This window comes from Blastococcus goldschmidtiae (assembly GCF_031845325.1).
Taxonomy (GTDB): domain Bacteria; phylum Actinomycetota; class Actinomycetes; order Mycobacteriales; family Geodermatophilaceae; genus Blastococcus; species Blastococcus goldschmidtiae.
In genome coordinates this window covers 21,396-46,968 of record NZ_JAVREI010000021.1, presented here as the reverse complement: position 1 = coordinate 46,968, position 25,573 = coordinate 21,396, and the positions used below count along the sequence as shown (strand labels likewise).

General features: G+C 74.8%; 25 protein-coding genes. 17 read left to right on the top strand and 8 right to left on the bottom strand.

Annotated elements, in window-relative coordinates; genetic code table 11:
* Nucleotides 1-406 (top strand): AIR carboxylase family protein (locus tag RM425_RS20155; protein WP_311347018.1); only part of this gene is annotated, 406 nt, incomplete at its 5' end.
* 67 nt (nt 407-473) lie between these two features.
* On the top strand, nt 474-1,100 hold the full coding sequence (gene yczE / locus RM425_RS20150) for a membrane protein YczE (protein ID WP_311347017.1): 627 nt from the start codon (nt 474-476) through the stop codon (nt 1,098-1,100).
* Here yczE and RM425_RS20145 read toward each other — a convergent pair.
* The gene (locus RM425_RS20145; protein ID WP_311347016.1) at nt 1,097-2,164 is read right to left on the bottom strand and encodes an MFS transporter; all 1,068 of its coding nucleotides are present in this window, start codon (nt 2,162-2,164) and stop codon (nt 1,097-1,099) included. The genes yczE and RM425_RS20145 overlap by 4 nt on opposite strands.
* Before the next feature lie 336 nt (nt 2,165-2,500).
* Here RM425_RS20145 and RM425_RS20140 point away from each other — a divergent pair, with 336 nt between their 5' ends.
* On the top strand, nt 2,501-3,097 hold the full coding sequence (locus RM425_RS20140; protein WP_311347015.1) for a TMEM165/GDT1 family protein: 597 nt from the start codon (nt 2,501-2,503) through the stop codon (nt 3,095-3,097).
* A gap of 9 nt (nt 3,098-3,106) precedes the next feature.
* Here RM425_RS20140 and RM425_RS20135 read toward each other — a convergent pair whose 3' ends face one another.
* On the bottom strand, nt 3,107-3,994 hold the full coding sequence (locus RM425_RS20135; RefSeq protein WP_311347014.1) for a haloalkane dehalogenase: 888 nt from the start codon (nt 3,992-3,994) through the stop codon (nt 3,107-3,109).
* Nucleotides 3,995-4,353: 359 nt separating this feature from the next.
* Between RM425_RS20135 and RM425_RS20130 the strand changes: the two genes are divergently transcribed.
* Together RM425_RS20130 and RM425_RS20125 are read left to right on the top strand one after the other, a co-directional pair.
* A complete protein-coding gene (locus RM425_RS20130; protein WP_311347013.1) occupies nt 4,354-4,614 on the top strand; it encodes a TipAS antibiotic-recognition domain-containing protein in 261 nt (86 codons plus the stop codon).
* Between the two features lie 141 nt (nt 4,615-4,755).
* On the top strand, nt 4,756-5,859 hold the full coding sequence (locus RM425_RS20125) for an FUSC family protein (RefSeq protein ID WP_311347012.1): 1,104 nt from the start codon (nt 4,756-4,758) through the stop codon (nt 5,857-5,859).
* Here the strand turns inward: RM425_RS20125 and RM425_RS20120 are convergent.
* Entirely contained in the window at nt 5,846-6,640 is a 795-nt protein-coding gene (locus tag RM425_RS20120; RefSeq protein WP_311347011.1) for a methyltransferase domain-containing protein, read from the bottom strand. The two genes, RM425_RS20125 and RM425_RS20120, sit on opposite strands and share 14 nt — an antisense overlap.
* Before the next feature lie 150 nt (nt 6,641-6,790).
* Nucleotides 6,791-8,317: a glycerol-3-phosphate dehydrogenase/oxidase gene (locus tag RM425_RS20115; protein ID WP_311347010.1), complete on the bottom strand. Its 1,527-nt coding sequence runs from the start codon at nt 8,315-8,317 to the stop codon at nt 6,791-6,793.
* A 38-nt stretch (nt 8,318-8,355) separates the two neighbouring features.
* Between RM425_RS20115 and RM425_RS20110 the strand changes: the two genes are divergently transcribed.
* Together RM425_RS20110 and RM425_RS20105 are read left to right on the top strand one after the other, a co-directional pair.
* Nucleotides 8,356-10,032 carry an FAD-binding oxidoreductase gene (locus RM425_RS20110; protein ID WP_311347009.1) on the top strand — a complete coding sequence of 559 codons (1,677 nt, stop codon included), beginning with the start codon at nt 8,356-8,358 and terminating at the stop codon, nt 10,030-10,032.
* Nucleotides 10,033-10,166: 134 nt separating this feature from the next.
* The gene (locus RM425_RS20105) at nt 10,167-11,645 is read left to right on the top strand and encodes an LCP family protein (protein WP_311347008.1); all 1,479 of its coding nucleotides are present in this window, start codon (nt 10,167-10,169) and stop codon (nt 11,643-11,645) included.
* 99 nt (nt 11,646-11,744) lie between these two features.
* On the opposite strand, the gene RM425_RS20100 is transcribed toward RM425_RS20105, so the two are convergent.
* Entirely contained in the window at nt 11,745-12,506 is a 762-nt protein-coding gene (locus tag RM425_RS20100) for an SDR family oxidoreductase (protein ID WP_311347007.1), read from the bottom strand.
* 184 nt (nt 12,507-12,690) lie between these two features.
* On the opposite strand from RM425_RS20100, the gene RM425_RS20095 reads away from it, so the two are divergent.
* The gene (locus tag RM425_RS20095; RefSeq protein ID WP_311347006.1) at nt 12,691-13,914 is read left to right on the top strand and encodes an arginine deiminase; all 1,224 of its coding nucleotides are present in this window, start codon (nt 12,691-12,693) and stop codon (nt 13,912-13,914) included.
* A gap of 79 nt (nt 13,915-13,993) precedes the next feature.
* Nucleotides 13,994-15,439: a M20/M25/M40 family metallo-hydrolase gene (locus tag RM425_RS20090; protein WP_311347005.1), complete on the top strand. Its 1,446-nt coding sequence runs from the start codon at nt 13,994-13,996 to the stop codon at nt 15,437-15,439.
* 91 nt (nt 15,440-15,530) lie between these two features.
* Here RM425_RS20090 and RM425_RS20085 read toward each other — a convergent pair whose 3' ends face one another.
* Entirely contained in the window at nt 15,531-16,463 is a 933-nt protein-coding gene (locus RM425_RS20085) for a DUF5926 family protein (protein ID WP_311347004.1), read from the bottom strand.
* Nucleotides 16,464-16,634: 171 nt separating this feature from the next.
* Between RM425_RS20085 and RM425_RS20080 the strand changes: the two genes are divergently transcribed.
* From RM425_RS20080 to RM425_RS20070, 3 genes are all read left to right on the top strand, one after another.
* A complete protein-coding gene (locus tag RM425_RS20080; RefSeq protein WP_311347003.1) occupies nt 16,635-17,834 on the top strand; it encodes a cytochrome P450 in 1,200 nt (399 codons plus the stop codon).
* A 33-nt stretch (nt 17,835-17,867) separates the two neighbouring features.
* Nucleotides 17,868-19,484 (top strand): long-chain fatty acid--CoA ligase, encoded by a 1,617-nt coding sequence (locus RM425_RS20075; RefSeq protein WP_311347002.1) that lies wholly within the window; start codon nt 17,868-17,870, stop codon nt 19,482-19,484.
* Between the two features lie 102 nt (nt 19,485-19,586).
* Nucleotides 19,587-19,925: a TFIIB-type zinc ribbon-containing protein gene (locus RM425_RS20070; RefSeq protein ID WP_311347001.1), complete on the top strand. Its 339-nt coding sequence runs from the start codon at nt 19,587-19,589 to the stop codon at nt 19,923-19,925.
* 108 nt (nt 19,926-20,033) lie between these two features.
* On the opposite strand, the gene RM425_RS20065 is transcribed toward RM425_RS20070, so the two are convergent.
* Nucleotides 20,034-20,342 (bottom strand): rhodanese-like domain-containing protein, encoded by a 309-nt coding sequence (locus RM425_RS20065; protein ID WP_311347000.1) that lies wholly within the window; start codon nt 20,340-20,342, stop codon nt 20,034-20,036.
* 79 nt (nt 20,343-20,421) lie between these two features.
* Here RM425_RS20065 and RM425_RS20060 point away from each other — a divergent pair, with 79 nt between their 5' ends.
* Complete coding sequence (locus RM425_RS20060; RefSeq protein ID WP_311346999.1) at nt 20,422-20,934, top strand: PH domain-containing protein; 513 nt, start codon at nt 20,422-20,424, stop codon at nt 20,932-20,934.
* Nucleotides 20,931-22,499, top strand: coding sequence for a PH domain-containing protein (locus RM425_RS20055; RefSeq protein WP_311346998.1), 1,569 nt, complete (start codon nt 20,931-20,933; stop codon nt 22,497-22,499). Before RM425_RS20060 ends, RM425_RS20055 begins: the two co-directional genes overlap by 4 nt.
* 47 nt (nt 22,500-22,546) lie before the next feature.
* On the opposite strand, the gene RM425_RS20050 is transcribed toward RM425_RS20055, so the two are convergent.
* Nucleotides 22,547-23,269: a response regulator transcription factor gene (locus tag RM425_RS20050; RefSeq protein ID WP_311346997.1), complete on the bottom strand. Its 723-nt coding sequence runs from the start codon at nt 23,267-23,269 to the stop codon at nt 22,547-22,549.
* A 61-nt stretch (nt 23,270-23,330) separates the two neighbouring features.
* Here RM425_RS20050 and RM425_RS20045 point away from each other — a divergent pair, with 61 nt between their 5' ends.
* The 3 genes from RM425_RS20045 (at nt 23,331) to RM425_RS20035 (ending at nt 25,406) form a co-directional block, all read left to right on the top strand.
* The gene (locus RM425_RS20045; RefSeq protein ID WP_311346996.1) at nt 23,331-24,062 is read left to right on the top strand and encodes an ATP-binding protein; all 732 of its coding nucleotides are present in this window, start codon (nt 23,331-23,333) and stop codon (nt 24,060-24,062) included.
* A 109-nt stretch (nt 24,063-24,171) separates the two neighbouring features.
* Nucleotides 24,172-25,035 (top strand): manganese catalase family protein, encoded by an 864-nt coding sequence (locus tag RM425_RS20040; RefSeq protein ID WP_311346995.1) that lies wholly within the window; start codon nt 24,172-24,174, stop codon nt 25,033-25,035.
* Between the two features lie 107 nt (nt 25,036-25,142).
* The gene (locus RM425_RS20035; protein WP_311346994.1) at nt 25,143-25,406 is read left to right on the top strand and encodes a hypothetical protein; all 264 of its coding nucleotides are present in this window, start codon (nt 25,143-25,145) and stop codon (nt 25,404-25,406) included.
* Nucleotides 25,407-25,573 lie beyond the last annotated feature (167 nt).

The following is a 25,573-nucleotide window of genomic DNA, read 5'->3' as shown; positions in this document are numbered from 1 at the left end:
GGTGGGGCTGGTCGGCGTCGTCGGCGCGGGTGGCGCCCACACCCCCGTGGCCGCCGAGGCCGCGTTCGTCGCCCGCGTCTCGGGCAGCACGGCGGTCCGGTACGACGACGTCGCCGGCAGCCGGGTGCGCGCGTTGCTCGCCGACCCCGACCGGCTCCCCGACGTCGACTGCCTCGTCGTGGTGGCCGGCATGGACGCCGCGCTGGTGGCCACGCTCGGCGCGCTCACCGACGTCCCCGTCGTGGCGGTGCCGACGTCGGCAGGGCAGCCCGCGGGACTCGGTGGCCTCGGCGCGCTGATGACGATGCTGACCGCGGCCGCCCCGGGCGTCGCGGTGACCAACGTGGACAACGGCTGGTCGGCCGGGGTGTTCGCCGCCCGCGTGGCCCGTCGCGCCGCCCGCTGACCGCCGGTCCGCAGTTGATCATCGTCGAACGGCTGCCCGCTGCGGCGTGTCGGTCGACCGATCGCCGATGATCAACATGATGTCCGGGCGCCGCCTCCCCCGCCGGCTCGCCCAGCTCTACCTCGGGCTGGGGCTCTACGGCGTCTCGATCGCCGCGCTGGTGCGCGCCGACCTGGGGCTCATGCCGTGGGACGTGCTGCATCAGGGGCTGGCCCGCAGGCTGGACTGGTCGCTGGGCGTGGTGATCATCGTCGTCGGCGTGCTGGTGCTGCTGGCCTGGATCCCGCTGCGCAAGCGGCCGGGGCTGGGCACGGTCAGCAACGTCGTCGCCGTCGGTCTGGCGGCCGACGCGGTGCTGGCGGTGGTCGATCCACCGTCGTCCCTGCCGATCCGGATCGCGCTGGCCGGGTTCGGCATCGTGTGCAACGCCGTCGCCACCGCCGCCTACGTGGGCGTGCACCTGGGCCCCGGGCCTCGGGACGGGCTGATGACCGGGCTGGTGCGCCGGACCGGCTGGCGGGTGGGACCGGTGCGCACGTCGATCGAGGTGGCCGTCGTCGTCTCGGGCTGGCTGCTGGGCGGCACGGTCGGCGTCGTCACCGTCCTCTATGCGCTGGCCATCGGCCCGCTGGTCCAGCTGCTGCTGCCGCCACTGTCGGTGCTGCCGCCCGAGCCCCACCCGACGACGGCCTAGGGCCGCTCCCTCAGCCCGGAGGCCACCACGGGTACGACAACGAGCACGAGCAGCGCCGTCGCGGCCGCTCCGCCCAGCGCCCAGGCCGCGAACACCAGCAGGCCGGCGAGCTCGACCCCGAGGCCGGCCAGCGAGGTGACCGTCGCGCGGTAGGGCCCCTCGATGCGCTCCTGCAGCCGCGCCTCGGCCACGACGAGCACCGCCAGGTACAGGCCGTAGGCGCCGGCGAGCGGGAGCAGCGCCGCCGGGCCGGGCAGCACGGCGGCGGCGCCCAGCAGCAGCCCGACGGCGGCCAGCAGCGCCGGCAACCCCCCGTCGGGCAGCCCGCCGGCCCGCCCGCCCAGTTCAGCTCCGGCCGCACCGGCGAGCGCGATCGCGAGCACGGCGAACGGGACGGCGCCCGTCGGCACACCCCGCTCCGCAGCCAGCACGGGGAAGTACTCCTCCACGGCGTCGAGCCCGCCGACCAGCGCGACGGCGCCGACGGCTCCGCGCAGCGGCGCGTGCCGCACGACCTGCACCGCGGCTGCCCGCAGCGTGGCGAGCAGCGCCCCCTCCCGCTCGCGCGGCGGCTCGGGGAAGCCGACGGCGAGCACCCCCGCCGACAGGCTGACCGCGGCGCTGCACCACGCCACCAGCGCGAACCCGTCGACGGCGTACAGCCCGGCGGCCGCGACCGCCGTCGGCAGCTGGGCCAGCAGCTCCGCGGCGGTCATCCGGCCGTTGACCCGCGCGAACGCCTCCTCGGCCCCGACGTCGCGGAGACCGTCGAACACCAGCGCCTCGGCGGCGCCCGAGCCGAGCGCGCTCGAGATGCCCCAGAGAGCGAAGCCGGCCGCGAAGGTCGCCGTCCCCGGTGCGGCCCCCCACACCGCGAAGGCGGCGCCCTGCAGGACCGCGCCGCAGGCGAGGACCCCGCGACGCGACCACCGGTCGGCCAGCGCCCCGGCCGGCACCTCGGCGAGCAAGGCGGTCACCGACCAGACGGCGAACAGCGCCGAGATCTCCGCCGTCGACAGGCCGGTGCCGAGGAAGAGCAGCGCGTACAGCGGATACAGGGGCACGAGCTCGGAGAGCGCGGCCCAGCCCACCGCGAGCCGGGCCAGCGGCCGGGCCTGCGGTGGCAGTGCGTGCGAGGCGGATCAATGTCGGCGCATGGACGGCACCGTAGCGCCGCACGCCCGGCGACGCAGCAGGATTCCGAACGGCTACTCTTCCCGGCGAAGGGGAGTAGCCCCCCGTCCGCTGGTCGACATGCTGGCGCCCGCTCGCGGGCCGCCCGGTCAGCGGGTCCGCGCCCCCGGCGCGGGTGGGCGAGACCTTCGACCAGCAGCCCTGCGCTGCCGGGTCGGAGGCTGCCCTGGCTCCGCCTGGCGGTGCCCACCGGAAGTAGGAATCACGTGGTCCTGTCGGTCGTCCTGGCCGCGTTCGTGCTGGTGCTCCCCGTGGAGCTGCCGGACAAGACGCTGTTCGCCAGCCTGGTGCTCGCCACCCGGTTCCCGCCGCTCCCGGTCTTCGTCGGCGTCGGGACGGCGTTCGGTCTCCAGGTGGCCATCGCGGTCACCGCCGGCTCGTTGCTGTCCCTGCTGCCGGAGGCCCTGGTCAGCGGCGTCGTCGCGGCGCTGTTCCTGATCGGCGCGGTGATCCTGTGGCGCAGCGCCTCGAGCGGGCCGGAGGACGCCGACGACGCGGGCGAGGGGCGCGAGGGGACGTCGTTCCTGCGGGTGGCCGCCATCTCCTTCGGCGTCCTGTTCGCCGCCGAGTGGGGCGACCTCTCCCAGCTGGCCACCGCCGGGCTGGCCGCGCGCTACGACGAGCCGCTGTCGGTGTTCGTCGGGGCGTGGGCCGCGCTGCTGGTCGTCTCGGGGCTCGCCGTCTTCCTGGGCAAGAACCTGGCCGACCGGCTGCCGATCGCGCTCATCCGCCGCGTCGCCGCCGGGCTGTTCCTCGTGTTCGCGCTCGTCGCCGTCGTCGAGACGGTCCGGGTGCTGACCTAGACCGGACGTTCAGCGCAGCCCGGGCAGCCAGTCGGCCACGGCGCGGCCGATCTCGTGCGGCGAGTCCTCGGGCACGAAGTGGCTGCCCGGCACGGTGACCTCGGTCAGGGCCGGCCAGCGGCGGACCAGCTCCCGCTGGCGCCCGACCAGGATGGAGCCGGGATCGGCGTCGATGAACAGCTTCGGGACGTCGCTGCCGGCCAGCCACGCCCCGTACTGCTCCACCCGCGCGACGACACCGGCCGGCTCGCCCTCGATCGGGAGCTGGCGCGGCCACTCCAGCGTGGGCCAGCGGTCCTCGCGCTCGGCGAACGGTGCCCGGTAGTGGTCGTGCGCCTCGGGGGTCAGCCCGCGGGCGACGGCCGAGGGCAGGATCATCTCGACGAAGACGTTGTTGTCCAGGACCGCCGCCTCGCCGTCCGCACCGCGCATGACCTGGAAGATGTTGCGCGCGCCGTCGGGCCAGTCCTCCCAGGTGACCGGCGTGACGATCGCCTCCGTGAAGGCGATGCCGCGCACCGCCTCGGGGTGCCGGGCGGCCCAGTCGAAGCCGAGCCCGGAGCCCCAGTCGTGCAGCACGAGCGTGACGCGCTCGGTCGCCCCCACCGCGGCGAGGAAGCCCTCCAGGTAGGAGGCGTGCGTGTCGAACGAGTAGGTGCCCGGGCCCGGGTCGGGCAGCCGGTCCGAGGCCCCCATGCCGATCAGGTCCGGCGCCAGGCAGCGGCCGAGGTGCTGCACGTGCGGGATCACGTTGCGCCACAGGTAGGACGACGTCGGGTTGCCGTGCAGGAAGACGATCGGGTCGCCCTCGCCCACCTCCACGTAGGCCATCTCGGCGTCCCGGACCTGCACGCGCTGGCGGGGGAACGGGTCCTCGGGGGAGATCTCGTCGGCCATGCCCCGATCGTCACACGGGACCGCCGTCCTCCGCAGGCCGGGGAATCGCGCTCGACCCTGACGCGACGTCAGGTAGTTGCCTGGTCGGCGTCAGAGGAAGGGCGGACCCGATGAACGTGGGGGAGGTCGCCGCGCTGGCCGGTGTCACGGTGCGCACGCTGCACCACTACGTAAGAGGACCCGCCTGCCCTTCCACACCTCGCAGGCTCGGTGCGGGCCCCTGCAGGCGAGCCGGTCGAGCGCTCCACCGGCGTCGTCCCGGGGCCCGCCGCGAGCTCGCGAGTGGTGGGGAGGACGAGGTCCTTCCGCTGCGCCGCCAGCACCGGCTGCTGCGGGACCGGCTGGAGCGGACGACGCCGATGGCCGCGTCCGTCGGGAAGGAGATGGAGGCACGGACCATGGGGATGGCACTGACCCCGGAGCAGCGGTTCGAGGTGTTCGGCGAGCACGACCCGGCGCAGTACGACGCCGAGGTCGAGGGGCGCTGGGGGCACACGGAGGCCTGGGCGGAGTTCTGGCGGAGGACCCGCGCGTACTCGAAGGAGGACTGGCTGCGCATCGAGGCGGAGGGCGAGGACGTCGAGGCGCGCTTCGCTGCCGCACTGGCCGCCGGCGCCTGACCCTCCGCGAGATCTGCGCACCCGTGCCCGTCAGGGCGCTGGAGCCCCCGGGTGGGCGGATCTCGTGACGAGGCGGCCGTGACCGTGAGTTCCGCCACCCACACGAGCGGTGAGCGGTCGCAGCGGTCATGCTGGCGGCCGATGAACCGCATCCTGGCGCTGCTGCGCGCATCGGGGGTCCAGCGCGGCGTGCGTGCGGCGGTCGCCGCGGGGCTGGCGTGGCAGGTGGCCACGCTCCTTCCGCCGGTGCTGTCGGACTACGCGTACTACGCGCCGCTGGGCGCGGTCATCGCCGTCTCCCCCACGATCGCCGACTCGGCCAGCGCCGCGTGGCGCAGCGTGCTGGCGATCCTGACCGGCTTCGCGCTGGCCGTGACGGTCTACGAGCTCACCCTCGCGGTGCCCAACGCGCTCACCGTCGCCGCCATCGTCGCCCTGGCGGTGCTCGTCGAGCAGGTGAAGCTGTGGCGGGAGCAGGCCAGCTGGGTCAGCTTCGCCGCCGTCCTCATGCTCACCGTCGGGCTCGACGACCCCGACACCTACGTCCTGCGCTACGCCGGGCTGACCATGCTCGGCGCGGCCATCGGCGTGCTCGTCACCGCGCTGCTCTTCCCGCCCCTGCAGCTCACCCGCGCCGTCGAGCAGATCTCGCACACCCGCGGGCTGCTCGCCCAGCACCTGGCCGACATCGCGACCACGCTCCGCGACGGGCGGGTGCCCGAGCCGGACGAGTGGACCGACCGCAACCGCCGCCTCGACCGGGCGCTGGACCGCATGCGGTTCGCCGCGACGCTGGTCGAGCGCGCCCGTCGGGCGAACCCACGGGCCCGCCGCTGGCAGGGCCGCGCCGCGGAGATCCGCGAGGAGGCCCGCGCGGTCGACCGCGTCGCCGTCCTGGTCGACGACCTCACCTCGCTGGTCGTGGAGTTCCACCCGCACCGGCGCGGCATCGACCAGTTCGACCCGGGCACCGGCTGGGTGCTCGCCGACACCCTCGACAGCCTCGCCGGCGTCGTCCGCACGCCGTACCACACCACCGACGGCTCGACGCCCGACGAGCGCGACGAGCAGATCGTCCGGGCCGGCGCCGCCCTGCACCGGCTGGTCAGCCTGCTCCGCGAGTCCACGGTGGACGACGACGAGGGCTTCTTCGCCCTCGGCGCCGTCGCGGTCGGTGTGCGCCGCAGCCTGGCCGCGCTCCAGGCGGAGGAGCCCCGCCCGGTGGTCGCGGTCAGACCCGGATGAGCAGCTCGCCGTGCATCATCCCGAGCCAGCCGTCCCCGGCGTCCCGCCACACCCGCCAGGCGTCGGCGACCTGCTCGAGCTGCTCCGGCGTCGCCAGCCCGTAGGCCACCGCCTGCTCGGCGAAGGCCGACGACGTCGCCCGTCCGGCCCACGAGTCGCCCCACCACGTCCGCTCCTCGGCTGAGGCGTAGCACCAGGCCGACGTCGTGGCGGTGACGTCCCGCAGCCCGGCGGCGTGCGCCCACGCCAGCAGCCGGCGGCCCGCGTCGGGTTCGGCCCCGTTCGCGCGGGCCACCGCGGAGTAGAGCTCCAGCCAGCGGTCCAGCCCGGGGTTCGCGGGGAACCAGGTGAACGTCGCGTAGTCGACGTCGCGGACGGCGACGACGCCCCCCGGCCGGCACACCCGCGCCATCTCCCGGAGGGCGGCGACGGGATCGGTCAGGTGCTGGAGCACCTGGTGGGCGTGGACGACGTCGAAGGAGCCGTCGGGCAGGTCGAGCGCGTAGACGTCGCCGACCTCGAAGGTCACCTCCACCCCGGCGCGCCCGGCGGCGGCACGGGCCTCCGGCAGCGGGTCGGGCGACACGTCCAGCGCGAGAACCCGGCCCGGCGCCACCCGCGCGGCCAGGTCCACGGTGATCGTGCCGGGGCCGCAACCGACGTCCAGGAGGTCCGCGCCCGGGCGGAGGGCGGGCAGCAGGTAGGCCGCGGAGTTCTGCGCCGTGCGCCAGCGGTGCGACTGCAGGACCGGCTCGGCGTGCCCGTGCGTGTAGGTGTCCACGGCCGCAGTGTGGCCCTCCATCCCGCACAGTGGAAAGGGCTTCCCACATCATGGGATCGACTCGTCCTCCCTCACCGCAGCGCGTCCTCCCTGAGCGCCCACGGTGAGGGAGGAGGCGCCATGATCAGGGAACCTGATCGTGGCTGCCGGTCAGCTCTCCTCGGCGAGCACCCGCTCCGCCACCGGCACCGCACGGGCCCGGTCGGCGGGCACCAGACCGATACGGGTGCGCCGGTCCAGCAGGTCCGCGACGCTGCGCGCCCCCTCGGAGCGGACGGCGAACCGTAGCTCCCCCACCGTCTCCGGGCGTCCCGCCACCACCAGGTCCGGGCCGAGCGCCTCGACCTCCGGCGCCTCGGTGCCGTAGCGGGCGACCAGCCGAGCCGGTGCGGACATGCGGTCCAGCGCCGGCCGCGGCGCCGCCCCGACCAGCGGCAGCCGCGCGGTCGTCGAGCGCGCCGTCCCGCCGAGCCGGGCGACGACGGCATCGACGGTCTCCTCCGCCATGGCGCGGTAGGTGGTGAGCTTCCCGCCGACGACGGTGAGGACCGGTCCGTCCCACGCGAGCAGGTGCTTGCGGGAGAGGTCGGCCGTCGCATCGCCGGGACCCGTGCCGGCCGACTCCGGCAGCACCAGCGGCCGGTACCCCGCATAGGCGCCCACCAGGTCGTCGCGGGTGAGCGGCTCGGCGAGCACCTGGTTGACCGTGTCGAGCAGCTGCTGCACCTCGGCGTCGGAGGGCTGCGGGTCCTCGTCGGTCACCGGGCCGTCGACCGGCTCGTCGGTGATGCCGAGGTAGATCAGCCCGTCGGCCTGGGGCAGCGCGAAGACGTACCGCGACCGGGAGCCGGGCAGCGGCACGGTGAGCGCGGCCGACGGCGAGCCGAGCCGGTCGGCCCGGAGCACCAGGTGCGAGCCCCTCGAGGGCACCAGCCGGATGCCCGGCGCCAGCCGCTGCGCCCACACCCCGGCCGCGTTCACCACCGTCCGGGCCCGCAGCGTCAGCGCCTCGCCGTCGACGTCGGCGTGCACCTCCGCCGAGCCGAGCGACGGCGTCGTGGCACCGTCGACGCCGGTCACGGTGGCGCCGGTCAGCACCCGGGCGCCGTGGGCAGCGGCGGTGCGGGCCAGCGTGACCACGAGCCGGGCGTCGTCGGTGAGCTGCCCGTCCCAGAAGACGACGCCGCCGCGCCCGGGCCGCACCGCCGGCACCATCCGGCCGACGGCGTCCGCACGCACCCGCCGCGTCGCGGGCAGCGATCCTCGCCCACCCGCGACCGAGAACCGGACCAGGTCACCCAGCCGCCCGCCGGCCCCGCCCAGCGCGCTGACGTCGCGGCCCGCAGCGTCGGGGATGAGGAACGGCAGCTGCCGGACCAGGTGCGGCGCCGTCACCCCCATGAGGACGGCGCGCCCGCGGGCGCTCTCCCGCGCCAGGCCGATCTCGCCGTGGGCGAGGTAGCGAAGCCCGCCGTGCACCAGCTTCGAGGACCAGCGGCTGGTGCCCGCGGCCAGGTCGGTGCGCTCCAGCAGCACCACCGACAGTCCCCGGGCGGCCGCGTCCAGCGCGACACCGGCGCCGGTCACCCCGCCGCCGACCACGACGACGTCGACCAGCCCGCCGGCGACGCGTTCGACGTCGCGTTCCCGCTGCGCGGGCGAGAGCGAGCCGATCACTGTGATCCATCCCGCATGGGCACCGGCAGACTGTAGCCGTGGCCGAACAGCCGGAACTGACGATCCAGGGATGGGGTCCCCCGCCCGCGGGGAGCTCCACCGACGCCGCGGGCGACCGCGCACCCGCACTGGAGGCGGTGCTGCCCAAGGCCGCCCGCCGCCATCTGGCCCGCGAACTGGGCTGGACGCCGCGGTCCACGCCGCCGGTGCCCGTCGCCGAGATCCGGCTGGCCCCCTCGCGGCTCCCCGACCCCGCCCGCGCCGCGCTCGCCGGGCTGCTGGGCGAGGAGAACGTGCGCACCGACCGGGAGTCGCGGCTGCTGCGCGCGGGCGGCAAGAGCTACCTGGACCTGCTGCGGCGGCGGGCGGGGGATGCCACGGACGCCCCGGACGCCGTCGTCCTGCCCGGCACGACCGAGGAGACCGCGGCGCTGCTGGCGCTGTGCAGCGAGCACGACGTCGTCGTCGTCCCGTTCGGGGGCGGCACGAGCGTGGTCGGCGGGCTGGCCGGCGTGGATCCCGACGACCGGCCCGCCGTCGCCCTCGACCTGCGCCGGATGGCCTCGGTGCAGGAGCTCGACGTGCCGTCGTCGATGGTGACCGTGGGCCCGGGCATGCGCGGGCCGGCGCTGGAGGAGGCGCTCGGCCGCGAGGGACTGACCTTCGGCCACCTCCCGCAGAGCTGGGAGTTCGCCACCCTCGGCGGGTACGCCGCCACGCGCAGCTCGGGGCAGGCCTCGACCGGGGTCGGGCGGTTCGACGACCTGGTCACCGGGCTGACCCTCGCGACGCCGTCGGGCGTGCTCGAGGTGGGGGGCGCCGCCCCGGCGTCGGCGGCCGGGCCGGACCTGCTCGGCCTCGCGCTGGGCTCGGAGGGCACGCTCGGCGTGATCACCGAGCTCACCCTGCGGGTGCGCCCGAAGCCCGCGACGTCGTCCTACGAGGGCTGGTCGTTCCGCACCTGGGCCGGCGGCCTCGCCGCGCTGCAGCGGCTCGCCCGCCACGACCTGCTGCCCGACGTCGTCCGGCTGTCCGACGTCGACGAGACGCGGGCCAACCTGCTCATGTCCGGCAGCGCGGGGGCCCGCGTCCTGCGCGGCACGCTCCGCGCGCGCCGGCGCGGCGAGGGCTGCCTGCTCGTCGTCGGCTGGGAGGGCCTGCCCGACATGGTGCGGGCCCGGGTGCGCGCCGCCTCGGCGCTGCTGCGGGAGGGCGGCGGCGTCCGGCTGGGCCGCGCCGTCGGGGAATCGTGGCGGCGGCACCGCTTCGGGGCGCCCTACACGCGCGACACCCTGCTGGACGCCGGCCTGCTCGTCGAGACCCTGGAGACCGCGGCCAGCTGGGCGGCGCTGCCCACGGTCTACGACGCCGTCCGGCGGGCGCTGCGCGAGTCGCTCACCGGCGGAGGGCGTCGTCCGCTGGTGATGACGCACCTGTCGCACGGCTACCCGACCGGCGCCTCGCTGTACTTCACCGTGCTCGCCGACCGCGACGAGGAGCTGCCCATCCAGCAGTGGCTGGGCGCCAAACGGGCCGCGACCGACGCGCTGCTGACCGCCGGCGGCACGCTCACCCACCACCACGCCGTCGGCGCCGACCACCGCCCCTGGCTGGAGCGGGAGGTCGGGACCCTGGGCGTCGAGGTGCTGCGGGCGGTCAAGACGCGGCTGGACCCGAAGGGCATCTGCAACCCCGGCGTCCTGCTGCCCGACTGAGCAGGATCCGGGCGCGCTGAGCCCGGATCGCCCCGCGGTGGTGGGACCATGATCGGGATGCGTCCTCTTCCCGTCGTCCAGCTGCTGCCCGTCCCGGGCTCGGCAGGCGCCGGCCCGGTCGACGGGACCCGGCCGTGACCGCGGACGGCCCCCGCCGCCTGCCGCCGCACCTGGATCCCCGCCGCGGGCCGGGTGCCGACGGGCCGGTGCGGAGCACCAGGGGGCCGGCGGTCGCGCGATCGGTCGCGGCGGTGCTCAGCGGGCTGCTGCTGCTCGGCAGCGGGTGGGGGTGGCACCTCGCGCGGGTCGCGGAGGCCAGCGTGCAGCGGGCCGACGCCATCCCCAGCACCGGCAACGAGGACATCAACGGCGAGGACCACGCCGGTGAGGAGATGAACCTGCTCCTCGTCGGGATGGACTCGCGCACGGGTCTTACCCCCGAGCAGCAGCAGGAGTTCAGCACCGGCGAGGCCGACGGCGTGCTGAACACCGACTCGATGATGCTGGTGCACGTCCCGGCCGACGGCTCCGCGGCATCGTTCGTGTCCCTGCCGCGCGACACCTACGTGGACATCCCCGGGTTCGGGGAGGGCCGGCTCAACTCCGCCTACGCCCGGGGTTTCGCCGAGGCCGAGGGCAGCGAGGAGGAGCGGAGAGCCGCCGGGGCGCGGCGGCTCATCCAGACCGTCAGCGGGTTCACGGGGCTGGAGATCGACCACTTCGCCGAGATCGACCTGCTCGGGTTCATCAACCTCAGCGAGATCGTCGGCGGGGTCGAGGTCAACCTCTGCCAGGCCACCAGCGACCCCCTCTCCGGCGCCGACTTCCCCGCCGGCGTCCAGACGATCGGCGGCGCCGACGCACTGGCGTTCGTCCGGCAACGCTCCGGGCTGCCGGGGTCCGACCTGGACCGGGTGGTGCGGCAGCAGGTCTACATCGCCGGGATGCTGCGCAACATGCTCTCCACCGACCTGCTGCTCGACCTCGGCAAGCAGCGCGAGATCGTCGAGCAGGTCGGCAGCAGCGTGACGCTGGACCAGGGGCTGGACATCTTCGACCTGGCCGCGCAGATGCAGGGGGTCGACCCCGGGAACATCACCTTCCGGACCATCCCCGGCCTGACGCCGGCGCGGATCGACGGCGCCGAGGTGCTGCAGCCGCCCGGTGCCGAGGAGGTCCGGCGTTTCTTCTTCGACCTCGGCACGGAGCCCGCAGACGAGCCCGCCGCGCCGGAGGACGGCGAGGACACCGCCGTCTCCCCCGGCGAGGTCACCGTGCGGGTGATCAACGGCTCGGGTGTCTCCGGCGCCGCCGCGACCACCGCGACCGAGCTGGCGGACGCCGGGTTCGAGGCCGCCGCCGACGGCAACGCCGAGCCCACCGCCACCACGACGATCCGCCACCGCACCGGGGACGACGCCGCGGCGGCGCTGGTCGCCGCCCGGGTGCCGGGCGCCGCCGTGACCGTCGACGACCTGCCGGAAGCGACCGTGGCGCTGGTCCTGGGCGCCGACTACAACGGCATCGGGCAGGCCGTGACGGCACCGGCACCGAGCGGGGACGGTGCCGCAGAAACGGGGCGGACCGCCGACGACGTGAGCTGCATCAACTGACCGCCCGCGGGCGCCGCGTCGGGATCGGACCGTTGAACCCGGGCGACCCATCACCGGCCCGGTCGTGGGTCGCCCGGGTTCACCGGTCGAGGGCTGCGATCAGGTCGCGATGCCGCCGTCGACGGGGATGATCGTGCCGGTCAGGTAGGAGCCGGCCCGCGAGGACAGGAACACCGCGATGCCGGCCATGTCGTCGGGGCGCCCGATCCGGCCGAGCGGGACCCGCTTGTTCATCTCGTCGCCGGCCGCGGCGAGCGTGGCGGCCATCATCTTGGACTCGAACGGCCCCGGGGCGACGGCGTTCACCGTGATCCGGCGCGGGGCGAGCTCCTTGGACAGGTTGCGGGTGAGCTGGTGCACCGCGGCCTTGGACGTCGAGTACGAGTACGTGCGTGCCGCGGAGGGCTGCAGACCCGCGATGCTGCCGATGTTGATGACCCGGGCCGGGTCCTCGTGCGAGGCGGCCTTCTCCAGCAGCGGCAGGAAGGCGCGGGTGACGAAGAACGGCGCCTTCAGGTTCAGGTCGAGCACCTTGTCCCAGGCGGACTCGGGGAACTTCTCCAGGTCCTCGCCCCACGTGGCGCCGGCGTTGTTGACCAGGATGTGCACCTGCTCCTCGATCTTGCCGACCTCACCGGCCAGCCGGATGCACTCGGCCTCCTGGGAGACGTCGGCCGGGATGGAGACGACGGTGCCGAACTCCGAGAGCTCGGCGACGGCGGCGTCCCCGGCGTCGGCCTTGCGGGAGCTGATGTAGACGCGGGCGCCGGCCTGGAGCAGCCCACGGGCGATCATCATGCCGATGCCGCGGGTTCCCCCCGTCACCACCGCCACCTTGCCGGTCAGGTCGAACAGGTCCACGCCGCACCTCCGGTTCACGGTCGCCGGCAGCGGTGCCGGCCCTTCCGGCACCCTAGCCAGACACCCGCCGGACCCTCCCGCGAGCGTCCGGGCCATGGCACCGCGCCCTCCCGCAAGCGTCCGGGCCATGGCACCGCGCCCTCCCGCGAGCGTCCGGCGCGGGACGTTGTGCCAGCCTCGGCGCATGACCCCGACCATGGGCGCCACCAGCGAGGTCGGTGCGCTGCAGACGGTCCTGCTGCACCGGCCCGGCAACGAGCTGCGGCGGCTGACCCCCCGCAACAACGACCAGCTGCTCTTCGACGGCGTCCCGTGGGTGGACCGGGCGCAGGCTGAGCACGACGCCTTCGCCGAGGCGCTCACCACCCGCGGCGTGGAGGTGCTCTACCTCGACCGGCTGCTGGCCGAGATCCTGTCCTTCCCGTCGGCCCGGGCGGAGCTCATCGGCGCCGCGGTCGACGACCCGCGCCTGGGTGCCAGCCTGCAGCGGGCGACCACCCGACACCTGGCCTGGCTCGAGCCGGCCGACCTGGCCGCCACGCTCATCGGCGGCCTCGCCCACGACGAGCTGCGCGGCGGCCGGGGGCTGGCCTACGAGGTGATGGACCGGTCGGAGTTCGTCGTCCCTCCGCTGCCCAACCTGCTGTTCACCCGCGACTCGTCGGTCTGGATCGGCGACGAGGTCGCGGTGACCTCGCTGGCCATGCCCGCCCGGCACCGCGAGAGCACGATCACCGCGGCGGTCTACACCCACCACCCGCGCTTCGCGGGCGTGGAGCAGCTCTACGGCGCGAACCTCGAGCACCTGGAGGGCGGCGACGTCCTGCTGCTGGCACCCGGCGTGCTGGCCGTCGGCGTCGGGGAGCGGACGACGCCGGGCGGTGCCGAGCGGCTCGCGCGCCGGCTGTTCGCCCGGGGGCTGGCGCACACGGTGCTCGTCGTCCCCATCGCCCAGCAGCGGGCCACCATGCACCTGGACACCATCGCCACGATGGTCGACGTCGACGCGATGGTCATGTACCCGGCGGTGGCCGACTCGCTGCGGGCGTGGACGGTCACCGCACCGGACGGTGTCGCCGACGACGCCGACCCGGTGGAGCTGGCGGTGACCGGCCCGCGCCCCTTCCTCGAGGCGGCCGCCGCGGCCATGGGCATCGACCGGCTGCGGGTGATCGACACCGGGCTGGACCCGGTCACCGCCGAGCGCGAGCAGTGGGACGACGGCAACAACACCCTCGCCCTGGCCCCACGGCTGACCGTCGCCTACGAGCGGAACACCGTCACGAACGCCGCGCTCGAGGCCGCCGGCATCGAGGTGATCCGGATCGCCGGCTCGGAGCTGGGCAGCGGCCGCGGGGGTCCGCGGTGCATGTCCTGCCCGGTCGCCCGCGCACCGCTCCCGGCGTGACGGACCGGTCCGGACGGTCCCCGACCGGCCGCCGGGCGGCTACCGTGCCCCACCACCGCCATCCCGAGGAGTCCCCCGCATGAGACGCCCACTCGCCCTCGCCGGCTCGGCGGCCGCGGCCACCGCAATCGGCGCGACCGTCCGGCGGGTGGCCCGCTTCCGCCCCGAACGCACCCCGGCCACCCCCGTCGACCTCGACGGGCTGGACGCCGAGGCCGCCGCCGGCCGGCTCGCGGACCTGATCCGCATCCCCACGGTCTCCTACCGCGACCGGTCGGAGATCGACGAGGCGGCGTTCGAGCGCTTCCGCGCCCGGCTGGTCGAGCTGTATCCGGCGGCCCACGCCGCGCTGGAGCGCGAGGAGCTCGGCGACGGCGCCCTGCTGTACCGGTGGCGCGGGGCCACCGACGAGCCGCCGCTGGTGCTGATGGCGCACTACGACGTCGTCCCGGTGGCCGGTCAGGACTGGAGCCGCGACCCGTTCTCCGGCCTGATCGAGGACGGCGTCGTGCACGGCCGCGGTGCGATCGACGACAAGGGGACGCTGGTCGCGATCCTGGAGGCGGTGGAGGCGCTGGCGACCGAGGGCTTCACCCCCCGGCGCGACGTCTATCTCTCCTTCGGCAACGACGAGGAGGTGGCGGGCGTGGGCGCCCAGCTGGCCGTCGCTGCGTTCACCGAGCGCGGCATCCGGCCGTGGGCGGTGCTCGACGAGGGCGGCGCGGTGGTGCGCGGGATGTTCCCCGGCGTGCCGGGTCAGGTCGCCGTGGTCGGGCTGGCCGAGAAGGGGCGCCTCGACGTCGAGCTGACCACCAGCGACCCCGGCGGGCATGCCTCCTCGCCCACGCGGAACGGCGCCCCCGCACAGCTGGCCCGGGCGATCCTGGCGATCGACGCGAAGCCCTTCCCCGCCCGCCTGAACGACGTCGTCCTGGGCATGGTCGACGCCGTCGGCCGGCACGCCACCGGGCCGCTCCGGGGCGTGTTCGCGCACGCCGGGTCGCTCCGCCCGCTGCTGGCCACGGTGCTGTCCCGCGCCGGCCGGGAGGCCAACGCCCTGGTCCGGACGACGGTGGCGGTGACCCGCCTGGAGGGCAGCAGCGCCGGGAACGTGCTGGCGACGACGGCGCGCGCGCACCTCAACATCCGGATCGCGCTCGGCGAGACGGTGGAGTCGACGGTGGACCGGCTGCGGCGGGTGATCGACGACCCGCGGGTGGAGCTGCGCGTCCTGCCCGGCGGCGCCGATCCCTCGCGGGTCTCCCGGGTCGACAACGAGGCGTACGCACTGGTCGCCGCCGCCGCGAACGCCGCCTATCCCGACGCCGTGGTGGCGCCGTACCTGATGGTCCAGGCCAGCGACTCCCGGCACTTCAGCGAGATCTGCGACAGCGTCTACCGGTTCATGCCGTTCGACGTCACCCGCGAGGAGCTGTCCGCCCTGCACGCCGCCGACGAGCGGATCTCGATCGCCGCGCTGCACCGCGGCGCCGGCTTCTTCCGGCACCTCATCCGCAGCGTCTGACGGCAGGTCCAGCCGCACCACCGGACGTCCCGCCGCGTCACGGCGCGGCGGAACGTCCGGTGCGCCGGCCCCACCCTGGGCCGGACGCGGGTCAGCGGATGGTGATCTGCCGGGACAGCAGCCCGGCGCGGGCGCGGCGCTCGTCGGCGTCCAGGGGGTCGGCCACGGTGAGCGCCTGCTCGAGGCGGGCCTGCCACTGGGTGGCCGGCTCGATCCAGTCCTCGGCGGGGGTGTCGGCGGGGAGGTCCCACACCGGGACGACGAGGCCGTGCGCCCGGAACGCACCGGCATAGCGGGTGCCCTCGCCCAGCAGCATCGGCTCACCCGCGGCGCGCAGCCGGGCCAGGGCGTCCAGCAGCTTCTCCTCGGGCTCCGGGCGGACCCAGCGCAGGTGGGCGCGCTCGGCACCGGGGCGCACCCAGTAGGCCGCCTCGAGGCCGGCCAGCCGCACGGTCGGCAGGATCGCCTCGTTGGCGTGCTCGAGGCCCGCCTTCGCCGCCGCGTTGGGCTCGGTGCCCTCGAGCCAGAAGCCGAAGTCGTCGTGCACGGTGACCTCGAAGGGGGCGCTCGTGTCCAGCAGCTCCTGCAGGCGCGGACCGGCCGAACCGGCGCCGCCGATCGGGCCCGGGTCGACCGGTGCGCCGGCGGGCGCCTCGAGCGCGGCGGCGAGCGCGGTGCCGAGGTCGCGGCTGACGTCGTCCGAGGAGGACTGCAGCTGGACGCCGAGCATGATCTCGCCGTTGGCCCGCACCAGGGCGGGCGAGCCGCCGGGGAGCACGCTGGCGAGCGTGACGTCGCGGCCGTCCGTCGTCCGCAGCGCCGCGGTCGCCGCCGGGACCAGCTCGCGCAGCGCGACCCAGTCTGCCTCGCCGGGCAGCCCCTCGAAGGAGCGGATCACCGCGGGCGCGTAGCCCGAGCCGTGGCAGTGCTTGTAGCGACGACCGGAGCCGCAGAAGCAGGGCGCCTTGGGGTTGACGCCCTCGGGTGCGGCGGCCGGGGCGGAGGAGCGCTTGCGGGAAGCCATGCGGCCAGCGTAGGTGGGGTCCTCGGAGGACCGCCGCACCCGTCCGTCATCGCTCCGAGGTCGAGCGCGACGACGTGGTGGCCATCAGCGGCTGATGGCCACCACTCCGTAGCACTCGGCACCCCGGGGGCGTGGTGTCCGTGCGCCGGCGCCGTTCCTACGCTCGTCGGCGTGACCGCCGCACGCCTCGACCTGACCGATCCCGCCGTCGTCGCCGACCCGTACCCCGCCTTCGCCCGGGCGCGCGCCGAGGCGCCGGTGCAGTGGCACGAGGGCATGGGGCTGTGGCTGGCGTTCACGCACGCCGAGTCCAACGCGGTGCTGCGCGACCGGCGGCTGGGCCGGATCTGGTCGGACAAGGCGCCGGCCGAGCGGTTCGAGAGCTTCAACCTCATCCACCGCAACGCCATCCTGGAGATGGAGCCGCCGGCGCACACCCGGCTGCGGCGGCTGATCAGCTCGGCGTTCGCCCGCGGGCACGTGGAGCGGCTGCGCCCCTGGGTCGAGGACCTGGCGCGGCAGCTGGTCGACGAGCTGGTCGAGCGCTCCGGCGGCTCCGAGCCGGTCGACCTGCTCTCCGGCATGGCCGAGCAGCTGCCCGTCGCCGTCATCGCCGAGCTGCTCGGCGTGCCCGAGGGTGACCGCCCGCTGCTGCGGCCGTGGTCCAACGCGATCGTGAAGATGTACGAGTACGGGCGGACGGCCGAGATCGAGGCCGCCGCCGAGCGCGCGGCCGACGAGTTCGTCGCCTACCTGCGCGCGCTGGCCGCCGAGCGCCGGAAGGACCTCGGCGAGGACCTCGTCAGCCACCTGGTGAGCATGCGCGACGCCGACGGCGACAAGCTGACCGAGGACGAGCTGGTCACCACCTGCATCCTGCTGCTCAACGCCGGCCACGAGGCGACGGTCAACGTGAGCGGCAACGGAACCCTGGCGCTGCTGCGGCACCCCGACCAGCTGCGGCGGCTGCGCGAGGACCGGGCGCTGCTGCCGACGGCGATCGAGGAGTTCATGCGCTACGACTCCCCCCTGCAGCTGTTCGAGCGCACCGCGACCGAGGACGTCGAGATCGGCGGCATCACCGTGGAGGGGGGGCAGAAGATCGGCGCGCTGCTCGGTGCGGCCAACCGCGACCCCGCCGTCTTCGCCGCGCCGGACACCGTCGACGTCGGCCGCACGGACAACGGGCACATCACCTTCGGCGCCGGCATCCACTTCTGCATCGGAGCGCCGCTGGCCCGGGTCGAGCTGCAGGCGTCGTTCGGCGCGCTGCTGGACCGGACGACGACGTTCGAGCTGGCCGGCGAGCCGGTCCGCCGTCCGGAGTTCGTCATCCGCGGCCTGGAGACGCTGCCCGTCGTCCTCGGCTAGAAGGTGAGCGCGGTCACTGGCAGGATCCGGCACATGCGCGGCCTGATGCAGGACAGCCCCCTCACCATCGACACGATCTTCCGGCATGCCGAGCAGCACTACGGCGACGTCCCGATCGTCACCAACGGGCCGAAGGGGGTCACCCGGTCGACCTACGGCGAGTGGGCCGACCGCACCCGCCGGCTGGGCGGCGTGCTCGACACCCTCGGCATCAGCGCCGACGGCCGGGTGGGCACCTTCGGCTGGAACAGCCAGCGGCACCTGGAGCTCTACTTCGCCGTCCCGTGCACCGGCCGCGTGCTGCACACGCTCAACATCCGGCTGTTCCCGGAGCAGCTGACCTACATCGCCAACCACGCCGAGGACGAGGTCGTCTTCGTCGACCGCTCGGTCTTCGGGCTGTTCTGGCCGCTGGTCGACGCCATGACGACCGTCCGGCACGTCGTGGTCATGGAGGACGGCGGCGACGCCGAGCTGCCCGACGACCCGCGGATCAGCGACTACGAGACCCTGCTGGCCGCCGCGTCGCCGGTCGAGTTCGACGTCCGCGACGAGGGCCTGGCCGCCTCGATGTGCTACACGTCCGGCACCACCGGCAACCCCAAGGGCGTCGTCTACTCGCACCGCTCGACGGTGCTGCACACCATGGCCGCGCTGTCGCCGAACGCGTTCGGGCTCAGCGTCCGCGACGTCGCGATGCCGGTCGTGCCGATGTTCCACGCGAACGCCTGGGGCATCGCGCAGGCGGCCCCGGCGGCCGGCGCGGCGCTGGTCTTCCCCGGCCCGATGATGCAGCCGGAGAACCTGGCGAAGCTGATCGTCGACGAGGGCGTCACCTTCACCGCCGGCGTCCCGACCATCTGGCAGGGCATGCTGCCGTTCCTCGCGGGCACCCCCCACAAGCTGCGCGAGATCGGCTGCGGCGGCTCCGCGGTGCCCAAGGCGTTGAGCGAGGCCTACCGCGAGCAGGTCGGCATCCCGATCCTCCAGGCGTGGGGCATGACGGAGACCTCGCCGGTCGCCTCGTCCGGCGTGCTGCCCAGGCGCCTCGAGGACGCCGACGACGACACCAAGGCCACCGAGCGCGCCCGCGCTGGCATCCCGCTGTTCGGCGTCGAGGCGCGGATCGTCGACGCCGACACCCTGGAGCCGCAGGCCTGGGACGACACCGCCACCGGTGAGTTGCAGGTGCGCGGGCCGTGGTGCGCGAAGGAGTACTACAACCCCGACGCCGGCGCGGTGCTCTCCACCGACGACGGCTGGATGAAGACCGGGGACGTCGCGGCGATGGACTCCTACGGCTCGATCCGGATCGCCGACCGCACCAAGGACCTGATCAAGTCCGGCGGCGAGTGGATCAGCTCGGTCGACCTGGAGAACGCGATCATGAGCCACCCGAAGGTGGCCGAGGCCGCGGTCGTCGGCATCCCGCACCCGAAGTGGGACGAGCGGCCGCTGGCCTGCGTGGTGGTCAAGCCCGGCGAGACGCTGACCGAGGAGGAGGTCCTCCAGCACCTCAAGCCGCTGGTCGCCAAGTGGTGGATGCCCGAGGCCGTCGAGTTCATCGACGAGGTGCCCAAGACCAGCGTCGGCAAGTTCTCCAAGAAGGACCTGCGCGCCAAGTTCGCCGAGTACGAACTGAAGTCCTGACCGCCTGGGTTGATCATCGGCGGATGGCTGCCCACGCCGCCGTGTCGGCCAGCCATCTGTCGATGATCAACAGGGGCTCGACCTCGCAGGTAGCCTGACGCCATGCAGCTCCTGTGCCCGAAATGCCACAACGTGATGGCGCAGTACGAGCGCAACCGCGTCCTGGTCGACCAGTGCACCGAGTGCAAGGGCCTGTTCCTCGACCGCGGTGAGCTGGAGAACCTCATCGCCGCCGAGCGCGCCTACCTCGACGCGGAGGAGGGCCGGCCGGTCCCGCCGCCGCAGGCCCCGCGCCCGCCGGTGCCGGACCCGTACGACCGGGACCCCCGCGAGTACGGCGCGCACCGCTACGACGAGCGCTACTACGGCCGCGGCTACGACGAGAAGTACGCCAAGAAGAGGCGCCGCAAGAGCATCCTCGAGGAGCTGCTCGACTTCTGAGCCCGCGGGCTCGGAGGACGGCGGCTCAGCGGACGACGTCCACGGTGCGCTTCCGCGCACCGGTCCGCTCCTCGCTCGCTCGCGCTCGCTGCGATGCTCCCGGGGCTGTCAGCGCACGAACGGGGGCTCGCCGGTCTCGCTCATCATGGGCTTGCCGGCGGCCTCCCACTCGCCCATGCCACCGGCGACGTTGACCGCGTCGAAGCCGTTCTGGTTCAGCCATGCGGCCACCCGCGCGGAGCGGCCGCCGCTCCGGCAGGTCACGTAGAGCGGGTCGGCCTCGGGCAGGTCGTCGAGCCGGCTCGGGACCTCGCCCATCGGGATGTGGGTCGCGCCCTCGACGTGGCCGTGCACCCACTCGTCGTCCTCGCGGACGTCGAGGATCACGGCGTCCTCGGGGAGCTCGCTGACGGACACGGTCGGAACCTGCTGCGGCATCACGCGCTCCATCGTGGCACGGGGCGCCCCGCGGCTGCGGACTGCGAGGATGGCCGCGATGACTGCCGTCTCCTCCCCCGTCCGCGAGCCCGCCTGGTCGCTGCCCCGCTCGGCCATCGGGCTGTGGCTCACCGAGAGCCTCATCAGCGTGCTGATGATGGGCGTGGGGCTCGGCATCTTCCTCATCTGGGTGCCGGCCGATTCCGGCGGCCCGGTCCCCGTGCTCCGCTGGCTGGTCCCGATCGCCGTCGCCCTCTACGCCGTCGTCGCCCTCGCCGTCCGGCCGTGGTTCAAGCACCGCACCTACCGCTGGGAGGTGACCGGCGAGGTCGCCTACACGCGCACCGGCTGGCTGAGCCAGACCTGGACGCTGGTGCCGATCTCCCGGATCCAGACCGTCGACGTCACCCGCGGGCTCCTGCAGCAGATGTTCGGGCTGGCCACGGTCGCGGTGTTCACCGCCTCCAGCCAGGGCACCGTGCGCATCTGGCACCTCGAGCACGGAATGGCCCAGCGGGTCGCCGACGACCTGGCCGCCCGCGCCGAACGGACCCGGGACCAGGCCACATGACCGGGCCCGGCGAGCCCGCCGGATCGGGCGCCCTGCGCCGGACGTCCCCCCGGATCGTCCTGGTGCACACCGCCACCTTCCGGCAGGCACGGCAGCTCGTCCCGATCGCCATCCCGGCGCTCGCGGGCATCGGGCTGGGCGGTGGCCGGTGGACCGTCGTGGCGCTCGTCGTCGTCATCACCCTGGTCTCCCTGGCGACGGCGGCCCTCTCCTGGTGGCGCTTCAGCTACCTGGACGGGCCCGGCGCCGTCGTCGTCACCCGGGGGCTGGTGTCCCGGTCCACGCGCACGGTGCCCAACGACCGGATCCGCGGCGTCGAGGTCGAGGCGCCGCCGATGCACCGGCTGCTCGGCCTGGTCCGGGTGCGCATCGACGCCGCCGCCGGCGGAGCGGGCAGCGCCGGACGCGCCTCGGCCACGGACGACGAGGTCCTCATCGACGGCGTCCCCCGCGAGGAGGGCGACCGGCTGCGGACGGCGGTGCTGACCAAGCGCAACCGCCTACCGGCCGTCGGGCCGGACACTCCGGATCCCGGGCCGGGCACCGCGCCCGCGCCGGAGGAACCCGAGGAGGAGTTCGCCCGCTTCGACAACCGCTGGCTGCTCTACGCGCCGCTGGTCGGGGGCTACCTGGCGGTCCCCCTGGCCGGCCTCGGCGTGCTGTCCCGGATCGTGGACGAGCTGCCCGACGGCCTGCTGCCCGACGTGGACGGCGAGTCCGTGAACACCCCGGGCTTCGCGCTGGCCGCCGCGGTCCTGGGTCTGGTGCTGCTGGCCGTGGGCGCGGTGATCGGCGCCGCGGTCGTCAACTGGCGCTTCCGCCTCGTGCGGCGCGGCGGCTCGCTGATCGCCGTCCGCGGTCTGCTCACCCGGCGGCACACCGAGCTGGAGATCGACCGCATCCGCGGGGTCGCCGTGGCCGACGGCGCCGGCATGCGACTGGTCGGCGCGGCCCGGGTCAACGGCCTGGTCACCGGCCTCGGTGATGCCCAGCGCCGCGGCCAGCTGCTCCCGCTGGGCCCGCGCGCGCTGGCCGAGGCGCTCGGCCGCCGGCTGGTCGAGGACCCCGGCCCGCTCGTCCTCCACCCCGCCGCGGCCCGGCGCCGGCGGATCGCCCGCGCGGTCACCGGCGGGCTGCTGGTCACCGCCGCCGGCGCGGTCCTCACCGTGACCGAGGGCTGGTGGCCGCTGCTGCTGGCCGGCGTCGTCCTCACCGTGCTCGGTGTGCCGCTGGGCCTGGGCCGTTACGCCTCGCTCGGGCATGCCACGGGGCCGCGGTCGTTCGCCCTCCGCGTCGGCTGGCTGGTGCGCGAACGGGCGGTCCTGGAACGGCGCGCGGTCGTCGGCTGGGAGGTCAGGCAGTCGTGGTTCCAGCGCCGGGCCGGGCTGGCGTCGGTCGTCGCCTGCGTCGGGGCCGGGCGCGGCGGCTACATCGCGCTCGACATGGCCGCCGACGACGTCGCCGGCTTCGCAGTCGCGGCGTCGGAGCCGTGGGCCGAACAGCTGGTGCCTGCTCGCCGCACGGCGGGTGGCACCGAGACGAACCGTTCCCGTTCAGAGGAGTGACGATCTCCGCGGCGGGTAGCTGGGGCCGCGATGAGATCGCGCCCCGCTCACCCGGCCCACCCGCCGGCTGATCGGGCCTGCCCGCCGCCCGCCTTGCCGAGCCCCACGCGGCCGGCCAGGGCGGCCGCCTCCACCCGGGTGGTCACCTCCAGCCGACGCAGCAGGTGGGCCACCAGCCGCTTCGTCGTCCGCTCCGAGACGTGCAGCGTCGTCGCGATGTCCACGGTGCTGGCGCCCTCGGCGATCAGCCGCCACAGCCGCCGCTCGTCGGCGGTCAGCCGGTCGGCGACGCTCTGCTCGCCGGTCGGCGTGGCCTCCTCCAGCAGCTGCCGCAGCAGCGCCTCGGGCAGCACCGACCAGCCGTCCAGGACGGCGAGCAGCGGGCGCACCAGCGACTCGGGGTCCGCCGTCTTCGGCAGGAAGCCGGTCGCCCCGGCCCGCAGCGCCTCGATCGCGGCATCGGCCTCGGCCAGCCCGGACAGCGCCACCACCCGCACCATCGGGTCGGCCCGCCGGATCGCCGCGATCGCCCTGGTGCCCCCGGGCGGCGGCATGTGCAGGTCCACGATCGCCACGTCGGCGTGGTGCCGTCGCACCAGCGCCGCGGCGGCCGAGGCGTCGTCCGTCGTCCCCACCACCCGGACCCTGCCGCCGCTCAGCCCTGGCAGCAGCAGGCTCAACCCGCGCGTGAACAGGGGATGGTCGTCGACGACGACCACGTCCACCGGGGTACCGCGTTCAGCAGCGAGCGCGTCGTGGTCCTGCGACATCACCCCTCCTGTCGGCCGTCGTACACCGGCGCCCGCCGACCGGCTCCACGAGGAAGTGCCCGTGACACTCGCCGCTGACGCACCCTTTTCCAAGCCGGTCCTCGGACTCCTCGACGATCTCGCGCGGGTCCTCCGCGCGCACCTGCCGCGGCGACGTCCCCGGGTCGACGCCGACGACGAGCCCACCCCGGAGGACGCGGTCCTGCGCGCCCTCTGCCACGACATGCGCAGCCCACTCGCCTCCCTGGAGGCGGCGCTGCGGTCGCTCGACGGCCCGGCCGACCGCACCCGCGAGATGCTCGAGCTCGCGCGCGCCCAGACCGCCCAGCTGGCGTCGATGCTGCGCACGGCCGACGCCGCCGGTGGGGCCGTGCCGCGCGCCGGTCGGCGACTGCTCTGCGACGTCGTGGTCGCCTCGGTGGCCGCCGCCGGGCTCCCCCGGAGCCTGCTGACGGTGGAGGTGCTCGACGGGGCGGGGGACGTGCCGGTCGCCGACGCCCGAGTGCAGCGGATCCTCACCAACCTCCTGGAGAACGCCCACCGGCACGGCGAGGGCCGGTCGGTGCGGCTGCGGCTGACGCTGCGCGGGGGGTGGGTGCGCCTGGCCCTCACCCAGGGCGGCGTCCCCGTCGACCGGGTGGTGGGCCACCTGCGGCAGAGCCGGCCCCCGATGGACCTGACCGGGCTGGGGCTGTGGTCGGTCCGGCGGCAGACACTCGAGCTCGGCGGTCAGCTCACCTGGGACGACGTCGGCGACGCGTTCACCCTGACGGTGTGCCTGCCGGACCGGTGAGGTTGGCACTCCCGGGCCACCGGACGGCACGGGCGGGCCAGGAGGCGCGGGCAGATCCCTGGTGTCACCGCAGTCGCGGTGGTCGCGATGACGCTCCGAGGGAGAACCCGTGTTCACACACACTCACGCCCTGCAGTACGAGGCCAAGCCCGACGGTCCGGATGCGGCGTACGCCCGACGTCTCCAGGAGGTCCTCGGCGGCCAGTGGGGCGAGATGACGGTCGCCACCCAGTACCTCCTCCAGGGCTGGAACTGCCGGCTGCCCGGCAAGTACAAGGACCTGCTCCTGGCCATCGGCACGGAGGAGCTCGCCCACGTCGAGATCCTGGTGACGCTGATCGACCGGCTGCTGGACCACCAGCCGCTCAAGCCCGACTCCGCCGACCGCACCAAGGAGGCGGCCGCCGGGTTCGGCAACACCAACCCCCAGCACGCCATCGTCAACGGCGGTGGCGCCTACTACCGCGACTCCATGGGCCTCCCCTGGAGCGGCGGGTACGTCACCGCCAGCGGCAACCTGATGGCCGACTTCAACTACAACGCGACCGCCGAGATGATGGGCCGGCTGCAGGTCGCCCGGCTCTACAACATGACCGACGACCCGGGCGTCAAGGACACCCTGCGCTTCCTGCTTGCGCGCGACCACTACCACCAGATGCAGTGGCTCAAGGCGATCGAGGAGCTCAAGGTGGACGGGTTGGAGAACATCCCGGTGCCCGAGGCGTTCCCGATGGACGAGGAGCCGCAGGAGTTCGCCTACGCCTTCCTCGACGCCTCCGACGGCCCGGACGCCGCGTCCGGCAGCTGGGCCAGCGGACCGGCGATCGACGGGACCGACAAGCAGCTCTCCGCCCGCCCGATCGAGGCGACCGCCGACGCGCCGATCCTGCCGCCGGGGGACCCGCGGCTGTACGGGACGCCCCCGATGCCGGGTGAGACGATGCTGCAGAAGGCCAAGGACCTGCTCAAGTAGGCCTTCCGGGGTCTGCTCCTCGTTCCACCGCGCCGTCGCCGCGCCGGCGACCGGGCCCACGTGGTCCGGTCGCCGGCCGGCGGGACGCCCTCCCCGGAGGTCCTGCCGTGCACCTGCACCAACTGCGCCCGCCCGTCCCGGCGGTGCTGCTCTCCGTCGTCTACGCCGCGGCGATCGCGGTCGCGCTCGCCCATCCCGGCGGGCACACCCTCGCCGGCCTCGTCGTCCTGGCCGGACTCGTCGCCCGCTGGGCCGTGCGCAGCCGCCGGCCGTACGCCGTTCCCGCGGCCGTCCCGCTCGCCGTCGCGGGCACCGCCGCCGCCGACGTCGCCTCTGCACCCGAGCCGGCAGTGGCCCCCGCTGCCGCCTGAGTCGTCGTCGTCCGTCCTCCCTCACCGTGGAGCCTCCTCCCTCACGGTGGGCGGTGAGGGAGGAAACGCCATGATCAGCTCACCTGATCATGGCGTCGGCTTCCATGACCCCGGGGCGGACGACGGGACCGGACAGGACGAGGCGCGCGCCCCCACGGGGGACGCGC